Source organism: Flavobacterium sp. (assembly GCF_043778725.1).
In the GTDB taxonomy this organism is placed as follows: Bacteria; Bacteroidota; Bacteroidia; order Flavobacteriales; family Flavobacteriaceae; genus Flavobacterium.
Genome location: NZ_JAYWFT010000090.1, coordinates 1 through 12,366 on the forward strand (window position 1 = coordinate 1; position 12,366 = coordinate 12,366).

9 protein-coding genes are annotated in these 12,366 nt (G+C 28.5%); 2 read left to right on the forward strand and 7 right to left on the reverse strand.

Annotation, left to right across the window (positions count from 1 at the left end; all coding sequences use genetic code 11):
* The coding region (locus ACH2CG_RS08095; RefSeq protein WP_395063992.1) for a hypothetical protein at nt 1-583 on the reverse strand (583 nt) is incomplete at its 3' end.
* Nucleotides 584-710: 127 nt separating this feature from the next.
* Entirely contained in the window at nt 711-1,595 is an 885-nt protein-coding gene (locus ACH2CG_RS08100; RefSeq protein WP_395063994.1) for a hypothetical protein, read from the reverse strand.
* Between the two features lie 93 nt (nt 1,596-1,688).
* On the opposite strand from ACH2CG_RS08100, the gene ACH2CG_RS08105 reads away from it, so the two are divergent.
* Nucleotides 1,689-2,732, forward strand: coding sequence for a formimidoylglutamase (locus tag ACH2CG_RS08105; RefSeq protein ID WP_395063996.1), 1,044 nt, complete (start codon nt 1,689-1,691; stop codon nt 2,730-2,732).
* 101 nt (nt 2,733-2,833) lie between these two features.
* Here the strand turns inward: ACH2CG_RS08105 and ACH2CG_RS08110 are convergent, their stop codons facing one another.
* The 3 genes from ACH2CG_RS08110 to ACH2CG_RS08120 form a co-directional block, all read right to left on the reverse strand.
* Complete coding sequence (locus ACH2CG_RS08110; protein WP_395063998.1) at nt 2,834-5,497, reverse strand: carboxypeptidase-like regulatory domain-containing protein; 2,664 nt, start codon at nt 5,495-5,497, stop codon at nt 2,834-2,836.
* A gap of 100 nt (nt 5,498-5,597) precedes the next feature.
* Entirely contained in the window at nt 5,598-6,290 is a 693-nt protein-coding gene (locus ACH2CG_RS08115) for a GLPGLI family protein (protein WP_395064000.1), read from the reverse strand.
* A 56-nt stretch (nt 6,291-6,346) separates the two neighbouring features.
* Nucleotides 6,347-6,595 (reverse strand): hypothetical protein, encoded by a 249-nt coding sequence (locus ACH2CG_RS08120; RefSeq protein ID WP_395064002.1) that lies wholly within the window; start codon nt 6,593-6,595, stop codon nt 6,347-6,349.
* Nucleotides 6,596-6,775: 180 nt separating this feature from the next.
* Between ACH2CG_RS08120 and ACH2CG_RS08125 the strand changes: the two genes are divergently transcribed.
* Complete coding sequence (locus ACH2CG_RS08125) at nt 6,776-8,029, forward strand: DEAD/DEAH box helicase (protein WP_395064004.1); 1,254 nt, start codon at nt 6,776-6,778, stop codon at nt 8,027-8,029.
* Here the strand turns inward: ACH2CG_RS08125 and ACH2CG_RS08130 are convergent.
* Together ACH2CG_RS08130 and ettA are read right to left on the reverse strand one after the other, a co-directional pair.
* Nucleotides 8,026-10,227, reverse strand: coding sequence for an ATP-binding protein (locus tag ACH2CG_RS08130; protein ID WP_395064006.1), 2,202 nt, complete (start codon nt 10,225-10,227; stop codon nt 8,026-8,028). The genes ACH2CG_RS08125 and ACH2CG_RS08130 overlap by 4 nt on opposite strands.
* A gap of 97 nt (nt 10,228-10,324) precedes the next feature.
* The gene (gene ettA, locus ACH2CG_RS08135) at nt 10,325-12,019 is read right to left on the reverse strand and encodes an energy-dependent translational throttle protein EttA (RefSeq protein WP_395064008.1); all 1,695 of its coding nucleotides are present in this window, start codon (nt 12,017-12,019) and stop codon (nt 10,325-10,327) included.
* Between the last annotated feature and the right edge of the window lie 347 nt (nt 12,020-12,366).

The following is a 12,366-nucleotide window of genomic DNA, read 5'->3' on the forward strand; positions in this document are numbered from 1 at the left end:
GTGTTGCTTTTTTACTTTCTGTCACTTCTGCTTTTGGCATTTCTTTTTTAGCAAAAAAATCCTCATTTTTTGATTTTACTATTTGAGGTTTAATGCTTACAATATCTTTTTTGGGGCTAATAACTGAAGTGGATAATGAATTATCAATTTTAGATTTACTTTCAGTCTTAGCAATTTGCAATTTATTTTGCTTTAGTGTAACGTTTGTTTTTTTATTTTTTAGGACTACAATTTCATCAACTAAAATTTTCATTTTAGATTCTAATGCGTTGTATTGTGTTTTATATTTTATGAGAGAATTTGCATCATTTTTAGTTTTTTCAAGTTCCATTACTAAAGCTTCGACTTTAGCTTTTTCGTCTTGTAGTGCTTTAAAACTATTTGTCTTTTGTGCAATTTTAGAATCATACATTACTTTTAATTCTTCAATTTCTTTCATGACTTTGCCATCAGTAGAACCACTTGATGAAATTGTGGTATTAAATTTATTGTTTCCAATAATATATCCCAATGCACCAGCCAACAGTACAAGCAAAACTCCTATTATTCCAATTAAAACTGTTATACTTTTTTTGTTGCTCATTGTAATTATTTAATAGTACAAAATAACATTAAAAAGTACATTTTTAGTCGTTAATAAACTCACAAGTTATAAACAAAAAAAGCACCCAAAATATTGGATGCTCTTTTATAATTTAGAAATTTAAATATTATTTTAGCGTAAAACTTGACTTAGAAACCAATTCGCTTTTATCAAAAACATTTACAAAATAAGTTCCTTTAGAAAAATCTTTTCCTGGCAAATCTTTAACAACATCTACCGTTTTATTTTCATATTTTACAGAAGTTGTAAAACTATAAGTTAACGATTTATCTCCAAAACTTTCTGTAGCTTTATCGCCAAGAACATTGTTTTTACTATCAATAACCTGAACATAATAGGTTTTATCACCAGATTTTGCTACACTATTTTCTGCAATTGTAAAACTAATTTTAAGAATATCAACTCTACTTGCTTTGTCTGTTTCTATTTGTTTACCTGAACTTTTAAGTTTGTAAGATCCTGTTTTTAAGTTTAAAACAGAAAGTTTAGAAGCTTTTTCAACTGTTTTAGAAAGTTCTTCGTTTTGACCTACTAAAACTTGGTTATAGTTTTTAGAATCTGCCAAGACCACTTTTGTACTATCTAGATTGGTTGTAAGCGTTTTATTTTCTTTTTTTAAAACCTCAACTTCTTGCATTAAACCGGTCATTTTGGTTTGCAATACTAAAAATTGTTGTTTGTATTTGGCCATTGAAGCAGTATCTCCTTTAGATTTTTCTAGTTGAGCCATTAAGCCTACAACCTTTTCTCTTTCGGCAATTAACTCATCGCTCATTGATGTATTTTCTGCAATTGCAGCATCATAGGTGGCTTTTAGTTCACCTAAATCTTTCATTACATTTTCTTTTTCTGTTTTAGTAGATGCAACTTCTGTTGTAAGTGTTTTAGCATCAGTAGTGAGTTTAAAAATATAAAATAGACTTCCTAATAAAAGAAGCGACAGCACCAATATGATTGCTTTTAACGACGAATTACTTTTTTGATTTTCCATTTGAGACATTTTTTAATTACAAATTTAATAATTTATAATAGTATAACGTAAATTTATATAATTATATTATTTTTGAGGGCAAAGATTTATTTCATGGAAAAACTAATTCGCTTCACATCGTCCGATTTATCAAAGATTACTAACCATAGAAGTGGCGAAGTAAAGTTTGGCGAAAAGATGGTAACAATACCTAAAGAGCAAGACATTTTAACTTTTTTAAAAAATTGTGAGCAGCAGTTTGTATTGTTTGGTATTCCAGAAGATATTGGAGTACGAGCCAATTATGGTCGTCCTGGTGCAGATTCTGCTTGGGATAGCGCCATTAAAAGCATTGCAAACATTCAGCACAATAGATTTTGTAAAGGCTCGCAAATTGTAGTTTTAGGTGCTTTAGATGTTGCTGAAGAGATGGAATTAGTACAAGGACTAGATTTTAATATTACTGCCGACAGAAAAAAAATGAATGATTTGGTGGTTCGAATAGACAAAGAAGTATCCCATATTGTTGCCAATATTGTAAAAGCTGGTAAAACTCCTATAATAATTGGTGGCGGACACAATAATTCTTATGGAAATATAAAAGGCACAGCACTTGGCAAAGGAAAAGCGGTAAATGCTATAAACTTTGACGCTCACTCCGATTTTAGAATTCTTGAAGGACGCCACTCTGGAAACGGATTTTCGTATGCCTTTGAAGAAGGATTTTTAAAAAAATATTTCATCTTTGGATTGCACCATAGTTATACTTCCAAAAGTGTTTTAGACCGACTCAAGACTTTAAAAGAGCGCGTACTTTATAACACTTACGATAGTATGAAAATTAAAATGACTAAAAATTTTAATACCGAAATGCAATTTGCCTTAGATTTTATAAAAACAGATTATTATGGGATAGAAATTGATCTAGATTCTATTCCAAATATTCCATGCAGCGCAATGACATTAAGTGGTTTTTCTGTAGAAGAGTTACGTCAGTTTATATACTTTTTTGGTAGCCATCAAAATGCTTCTTACATTCACATTTGCGAAGGCGCACCAAGTCTAGATAATGATAAAAATAATCATTTGGTTGGAAAACTAATAGGCTATCTAGTTACCGATTTTATTAAAGCCAAGACAGAAATTGATATAGCTTAAAAAACATTATTTTTTTTGTTATGAATATTCTTTTTTACTAATTTTCTATTTAAAAAAAAGTATAATGTATATTCGAGAAATTAGTTTTTATAAACTCTTTTCTACAGTTTATAACTTAATGAAAACATGAAAATTCTTGGTAGTATATAAGTACTTTTTTCACTTATTATATAATCAGAAAACGAATAATTATTTTTCACCTTGTTGTTTAGTAAATTATTTACAAAAAATTCATAACCAAACGGACTATTTTTCTTTTGATAACGAAAAGATGTATTTGCAATTTTATTAAAGCTATTTTGATTATTACTATTTGTATTTTTCAAATTTTGATATTCCAATTTAATGATACAATATTTAAGTAACGTAAATTCAACATTCGAATTAAATTCGTCCAATTGATACTTATTTTTTGTAATTCCATTAAACTGACTAAAACCTTTAGTGTAACCAATACTTATATCTGGCCATTTCTTGTAAGAAGTTTTTAATATAATTCCTATATTTTGACTATTTCTATTATTGGATACTGCTATATTATTTAGTGTTTGCAAATAGTTAAACCAACTAAAACTTGAATTTAACCTTAAAGTAAAGCGGTAAATTCTTTTACTAACTGACCCATTAAATCTCCAATTAGTTTCTGGATTATCTGTTAAAATTGGAGAGCTAAATTGATCAATTCCTGACAATTGAATTTCATTTCTAGTAGTTTTTATTTTTTTATTGAAACTAATAATTCCATTCAAAATTATGCCATGATACATATTCATTTTAGAATAACGCAAATTAGCCGAATGATAAATTTCATTTTCTAACAAAGAATTTCCTTTAAAAACAGCATTATAACTTTGTAAGACATATTGATTTGCCAGTTGATTAACATCTGGAAAAGTATTGACTAATTTATAACTAAAATTTAATGACTCGGATTTATTAAATTCAAAATCGCTATTAAACTGAGGTTGAAAAAGCATTTTTGAAACAGTAAAATTAGATGTGTTTTGTAAAGTTTTCAAATTATAATTATGCAAATAAATTCCTGGTTTATTTGTCCATTTTCCAATTTTAAATTTGTATTCTATTCCAACATAAGCATCGTTCAATTGGTACTTTACAGAATTAACAAATCCAGCTAACGAAAAATCATTTACAGTACCATTTGACAATAGTTGCCTTTCGGAAGTTTCAAATTTTGACATTCCATAATTATTACCCAAAATAGTATATAAATGGTTAAAATTATTAACTATCCAGTAATGTTTAAACAGTGCATCTATAGAATTGTTTTGACTTTTTTTAATTTGTTCAATTTTATAATTAATATCATTTTGTAACGGAATTAATCCCGATAAAAATGGCTGGTTTGTAAACCAAAGATTTTGAGGTGTATTTTTATCATAAGAATGGTTTACAACAAATGTAGTTGTATGTTTATTATTGTAACTTTTGTGCCACTCAATGTATTGTTTTAAAGAAGAATTGTCAGCATTGTTTATTGTTTCAAATACACTTGAATTTAAATTTGTAATTGAATTAATTGTAGTATTGATATTGTTTGAACTTAACTGATATTGTGTATTATAATACCATTTTTCTTTTTTGTTTGGAGAATAATCTAATTTCACATTTCCTAATCCTAGAATAGAACGACTATCACTATTTTGAAATTTATTTTCAAATGAAATCATACTATTTTGCAAATATTCATTTTTATTTTCTATTTGTGATGCCAAAAGTACTTTAGAAAAAATACTGTAGCCAGAAATCTCCAATTTTGGGTTTACATCTACACTAAAATTTAAGGCTCCAAATTGCGAAATATTTAGAGCTACATCATTATTATCATTTGTAAAAGAATACAAGTTTGTCAATGATTTTCTTTCGTTTAAAAAACTACTAACACCTCCTTCAAATCGTAATAAATCCTGAAAAGTAAAAGTGCTTTTCCCAATGTTATTTATGTCACCAATAAAACTTACGTTAATTTTAGGACTGTAATAAAACAATCCTGTATGACCCAAATAAAAACCATTACCATTTCCTATTGCAGATGCTGCTTCTATATCACCAAAAACGAACTTCTTTTTATCTGCTTTAAGTTTTATATTCATAGCCAAATCATCACTGTCTGAAACCTGTTTCATAAAACCCACTTGGTTAAAATGATCAATAACTTCAATTTTATCTAGCGCATCTGCAGGAATATTTTCGACAGCAAGTTTAGAACCGCCACCAAAAAACAATTTTCCCTCAACAAGCATTTTAGTAACTTTTTTTCCTTGAACGGTAACCGTACCATTTTTATCAACTTCAACTCCAGGTAATTTTTCGAGAATTTCTTTCATCTTTCTTTCATTCCCGTTTGCAAAAGCTTTAACGTTATAAGTTAACGTATCTTTTTTAATAACAATGGGTTGAAAATCGTGTTTAATCACAATTTCTTTTAGCTGCTCTCCTGTTGATTTAAGCTTAAAATTATAAGAAGTTATAGCATTATTTACATCTAGAATAAGAATTTCTTCAGTAAAACCAATATATGAAACAGTTATTTCATATTTTACATTCTTTTCTAGCTCTAGTTTATAGCGTCCTTTATTATCGGCAATTGCAAATTTTAAACTTGCATTATCTTGAAGAGGTTTTGCAATTATATTGGCTGCTTCCAATGGATTATTTATTTCATCAAAAACCACACCTGTTATGATGTGGTTTTGTGAGTATAGTGATAATGACAATAGAAGTAATACTAATTTTAGATACATTGTTTTTTCATAAATTTCTGCATTTAATTACCCATTAAAGCTCTTTTATTTTCTATTAATTTTATTGAAATTTCTTCAATTCTCTGCTATAAAATTTAATTTATTCATGCAAGTCTAAAACCATATTGTTTAATTGCTCTTCAGTAACAATTTTATAATTTTTTAATTTATCAATTTTTATATCATCGATATTTAATTTTATTTTATTTACACCATAAACAGCATCCTTAGTTTGCAATTCTAATATTAATCCCGGTAAACCTCCAAAACCATTCGGTCCATATGAAAATGGAATAGCAGGACAAAACCAAGCGATAACTGGATGCTTAAAAGTTCCTTTTGGATTTATAACAATAACTTCAGCTGTTGCTTTGTAGCATTTATATCCATCAATATCTTTATTTTCAATAGTTATATTCCATTTTTTTAATAATTTTTTTTTCTGGATAAAATTACCCAATCTATCCAGTGAAATTTCTTGAAAAACAGTATCCATTTTCTGGATTAAATTGCCATTGAAACCAACTTTCAAAATTCCAATACTACTCGCTGATTCATCAGAATATAATTTATCCGTTTTTTTAAAAATTGCTTCAATAGAGTTAAAAGTAAGTGCAAATTCAAACTCTTTACAAATTGTCAAATAATTTGGATTAATTGACAACATCAACTTTTCTAGCTCACTATTTTTATTTTCTGTAGCAACGACTTGATAATTAACAATACCACTTTTAATTTGAGAATTAACACTGAAATTTATTAATGTAAATATAAAAATAAAATATTTTTTCATAATTAATTGATTAAAATGAGCTTATATTAATATTTTAAATATAAGCTCGTAATTTATTACTCTGCTGATATTGATTTTTTACAATTATTATAAGCAATATTTGAATAAGCAACAGCAGTTGGATGATTTGCTCCTTCACTTATTGCTAAATTGTATGCTAATTGTGCAACTTTTGTACAATTATCTGCAACAAGAGAAATTACAGTAACATTTTCTTTTTCTAAATCGTCATTAGCAATTGTATTTGCAATTGACACACTACTAAAAGCTACCAAAAAGATAGCACTTAAAAATAATTTTTTCATTTTTTAATTGTTTTTAAATTTATAAATATTATTTTAATTAAACAGCATAAAAAAAAATGTGACAAATACTATTTGTAATTAATTTTTAACAAAAAATTAACGCATAAAATCTTAAAAACAATATTTATTAAAATAACCTATCTTTGCAACTACTTAAAACAGTTTAAGAAGATTAAAATTATGACATTCAACGATTTAAATTTATTAAAAAACATACAACAAGCACTTACAGAGGAAGGATATGAAACTCCTACTCCTATTCAACAACAAGCCATTCCTATCATCATGGAAGGAACAGACTTAGTTGGTTGTGCACAAACAGGAACTGGTAAAACCGCAGCTTTTGCTATTCCAATTATCAATTATTTACACCGATTGGTTGGTTCTTCTTCTAAGAAAAAATACATTAGAACTTTAGTCGTTACTCCTACTCGTGAGTTAGCAATTCAAATTGATGAAAGCTTTAATACCTACGGAAAATATACCAATATTAGATCTATGGTAATTTTTGGTGGCGTAAGTCAAGTGCCTCAAGTAGATCAACTAAAAAAAGGAATTGACATTCTTATTGCAACTCCAGGAAGACTTTTAGATTTACACAAACAAGGATTTATAGATTTAGATCATTTGCATTTTTTAGTTCTTGATGAAGCCGATCAAATGCTAGATATGGGGTTTATTAATGATGTTAAGAAAATTGTAAAACTTACTCCAGATAACAGACAAACGTTATTGTTCTCGGCTACAATGCCAATGGCAATTCGCGAACTTGCAGATACTTTCTTAACTAAACCTAAATATGTTTCTGTTGATCCTGTATCTTCAACTGCCGAAAAAGTGAACCAAAAAGTATATTTTGTTGGAAAAGAAGACAAACGAAAGTTGTTATACCACATCATTAGAAACGATAAACTAGAAAATGTTTTGGTTTTTACAAGAACAAAACATGGTGCTGACAATGTTGTAAAAGCATTGAAGAAAAATAATGTTACTGCCGAAGCAATTCACGGTGACAAATCTCAAAATGCAAGACAACGTGTATTGGATGCTTTTAAAAACAAAGAAATATCTGTTCTAGTAGCTACCGATATTGCTGCGAGAGGAATTGATATTGAAAGTTTGCCCTATGTTATCAATTTTGATATTCCTAATATTTCTGAAACTTATGTGCACCGTATAGGAAGAACTGGAAGAGCCGGAAATAGTGGTTTGGCAATTTCTTTTTGTGCTAAAGACGAACAACCGTATTGGAAAGATATTGAGAAATTAATCAAGATGAATATTAAGGTAGAAAAAGAACATCCTTATCCATACACTGATGAAGTTCCAAATCCTGATGCAAAACCTGATTTAAGAAATAAGAAAAAAGAAAATACTTCTAACAATTCAAGAAAATCGGAAGCTTCTAAACAAAATAAAAAACGTTGGTATTAATCAACGTTTTTTTTATTTATAAGATTGTTTATTACTTGAAATAATTTGGCTTGTTCAAATGGTTTAATTATAATATCATTCATTCCGCTAGAAAGAGCTTGTTCGGTTATTTCTTGTTTATCAAATGCTGTTAAGGCAATAACCGGAATTGTAATTCCTTTCTTTCTAATCAATTTTGTTGTATCAAAACCATTAATTATTGGCATGTTGATGTCCATTAAAATAACATCAAAAGTTTCAGATTCTAATAAATTTATTGCTGCATAACCATCTTCAAGAATAGTACATTTAAAGTTGTTACTTTCTAGTATTTTCTTAGTTACAATTTGATTAATTTTATTATCCTCTACAACCAATATTTTATAGAAATGATTCGATGATAAGTCAACTTCTATATTGTTTATAATTTCATTTTTTATAGATTCGTCAGCTTCAAAGCCTATAGTAAAAGAAAATGTTGTTCCGTTTCCTTCTTTACTTTCTAGCTCAATTTTACTTCCAAAAAGTTCTATAAGTTTTTGAACAATAGACAAACCTAATCCTGTACCTTGATAATCGCCTTCTTTACGTTCTATTTGCACAAATTTTTCAAAGATTTTTTCTTGATCTTCTTCTGCAATTCCTACTCCAGTGTCAATAATTTTAAAATGAATATAGTGTTTAGTCCCTTCAATTTTTTCTTGTTTTACAATTACTATTACTTCGCCGTCTTTGGTAAACTTTAATGCATTGCTTACCAAGTTCATAAATACTTGAGACAAACGAAGCTTATCGCCTATTAAAAATTCGGGAATTGACGGATCTATTTCAGAAATTAATTTATTGTTGTTTTTTACAGCTATAAATTCTAAAGAATCAACGATGGTTTTAATTTCGTCAGATACATTAAAAATCATGTTTTCTAGTGTGATTTTATTTTCTTCAATTTTATTTATTTGAAGTAAATCGTTTACTAAAGACAATAAATATCGTGCAGAAAATTTTAAAGAATTTAAATGCGGACTATTGGCCAATTCTTTGTGTTCGTCTAAAATAATATTAGTAATTCCAACCACGCCATACAATGGAGTTCTAAGTTCATGACTGATGGTAGAAACAAATTGGGTTTTCAATTGTGATGCAACCTCAGCTTTTTCTTTGGCTACCTTTAATTCTTCATTTGCAAGTTTTAATTCTTTATTAGATTGCTCTCTAAAAGCATTGTTTTTATACAAAGAATAAAGCAATAACAACAAGATAAATAATATAATTACAAAAAGTAAAACAATCAACTTTGACTCTTTTAAGTCTATAGATTGCTCTTGCTTTTCTCCTTCAATTTTAACTATTTGCCTTTGATATTCATCAAGTTCTATTTCACTACCAGCTAATTTTACTTTTTTAAGACGTTCTTCATTATAAATTTTTTCTTTTAAATCCTTATGAAGATTTAGATAATAAAATGCTTTTTCATAATTTTTAATTTTTTTATAATAATTTGAAAAATCGCTATAAACTTCACATAAGTTAGAGTCTAATAATTCTGTTTTATTTTGCTTTCCTAATAGGAGCGCTTCTTTAAAAAAAAGTTCTGCTTTATCATTTTGATTGTAATAACTGTAATAGGAAGCATACAATGTAGTCATTGTCATTTTCGCCTCTAGTTCATTACTTCTTTGAATAAAACCTTTGGTTGCTTCAAGATATTGTAAGCCGTTTTTAAAATCATTAATTGCAAAATAAGCTGTACAAATATTTAACTTAGTGTACATTATTTCTATAGAATCTTTTATTTTTTCTGAATAAAAAAGCCCTTTTTTATAATATTTAATACTTGTTTTAAAATCGAATTTTCTGTAAGAATAATAGCTACCAATATTGTTATAAACCCAATCTTTTATTGAATCGTTGTTGGCTAAATTGGCATGAAAAAGTGCTTTTTTATAATATACTAACCCTTTTTCTGGATCATAAAATTCTTCAAAATTAAGTCCAATAATATTGTATGCCTTTGCAATAAGAACATTGTCTTTAAGTTTATACGATGCATCAAGACCCACTTTAGAAAGTCTAAGCGATTTGTCAACTTCCAGACTTAGGAAAGCATTACCAGCATCAGACAACATTTTTTCAACCTCCTTTTTAGAATGGGTTTGTGAAAATGCTAACTGAAAAAAAGTGAGCGCAATTAGTAGGAGACAATTTTTTGTGAATTTCAATTTATTTTTATTTTTAGTATAACTTAAAGTTGGGGCTTTAATTATATTGGAAAGCATAAAAAATCCCAAAATAAATTGGGATTTGATACAAATATACTTAATTTCTAATCAACTTTTTGTATTTCAGTCGTTTTGGAGTTAAATCACCACCAAGACGTTTTTTCTTATTTTCCTCATAATCTGAGAAACCACCTTCAAAATAATATACTTGAGAATCACCTTCAAAGGCAAGTATGTGTGTACAAATTCTATCTAAAAACCATCTGTCGTGCGAAATTACAACGGCACAACCAGCAAAATTTTCAAGTCCTTCTTCAAGAGCACGAAGTGTATTAATATCTAAATCGTTGGTTGGCTCATCCAATAAAAGTACATTTCCTTCTTCCTTTAAAGTCATTGCAAGATGCAAACGATTGCGTTCTCCACCAGAAAGTGCCGATACTTTTTTGTTCTGTTCGCTTCCGCCAAAGTTAAAACGAGAAAGATAAGCTCTAGAATTTACTTGTCTTCCGCCCATCATAATTAACTCTTGACCGTCACAGAAATTTTCCCAAATAGATTTATTAGGATCAATATTAGAGTGTGCTTGATCGACGTAAGCAATTTTTACAGTTTCTCCAACAGCAAAAACACCGCTATCTGTTTCTTGTTCGCCCATTATCATTCTAAAAATTGTAGATTTACCAGCACCATTTGGTCCGATAATTCCAACAATTCCTGCTTGCGGCAAAGTAAAATTTAAATCATCATACAACAATTTATCTCCAAATGCTTTAGCAACTCCTTTGGCTTCAATAACATTGGTTCCTAATCTTGGACCATTTGGAATGTAAATTTCTAATTTTTCATCCAATTCTTTTTGGTCTTCGTTTAATAATTTATCGTAATTCTGTAAACGTGCCTTTTGCTTTGTTTGTCTTCCTTTAGATCCTTGTCTTACCCAGTCCAATTCACGTTCTAAAGTTTTTCTACGTTTAGAAGCTGTTTTTTCTTCAAGTGCCATTCTGCTCGATTTTTGATCCAACCAAGAAGAATAATTTCCTTTCCATGGAATACCTTCTCCTCTATCCAACTCAAGAATCCAACCTGCAACGTTATCAAGAAAATACCTGTCGTGTGTAACTGCAATTACAGTTCCAGCATATTGAGCTAAATGTTGTTCAAGCCAAAGAACAGATTCTGCATCCAAGTGATTGGTAGGTTCGTCTAGCAATAAAACATCTGGTTGTTGCAATAATAAACGGCAAAGTGCTACTCTACGACGTTCTCCACCAGATAAGTTTTTAATTGGCGTATCACCTTCTGGAGTTCTTAAAGCGTCCATTGCAATTTCTAGTTTAGTATCTAATTCCCAGGCACCACAAGCATCAATTTTATCTTGCAAATCGGCTTGTCTGTCCATTAGTTTTTGCATTTTATCTGCATCTTCATACACTTCTGGCAAACCAAACATGTCATTTATTTTATTGAATTCATCAAGGATTGCAACCGTTTCTGCAACACCTTCTTTTACAATTTCTATAACAGTTTTAGTATCGTCAAGTTGTGGTTCTTGTTCTAAATAACCTACAGTATAACCTGGCTGAAAAACAACATCACCTTGATAATTTTTATCAACACCAGCGATGATTTTCAATAATGATGATTTACCCGAACCATTTAGTCCTAGAATACCAATTTTTGCTCCATAAAAGAAACTTAAATAAATATTTTTAAGTACTTGTTTATCGCTTCCTTGATAGGATTTACTCAACTTTTGCATTGAGAATATAACCTTCTTATCGTCTGACATTTTGTATGTTTTTAATTTTTAGTATTGATTTTATTTTACAAATATATTATATAAAATTGGGCTAACAAAGATAGTTCTTAATATGAAAATACTAATAACTAATTTTTTAAAATACTAACCTCAATTTTTTAAAGAGATTTTAATTCAATAAATTAAAAAAACCAGAAAGTTTATTTGGTTTTTCGACTATTTTATATGTTGTTTTAACTATTGTTTATCAAATAATTAGGTTCATCTTTGTAAGTATTCCAAATTATGTAACAATCATAAAGGAAAAAAAACTAACCATGATACTACCCAAAGCAATACTTATTGAAGAAGAACTGATTAATGTAAAAGCATTGACA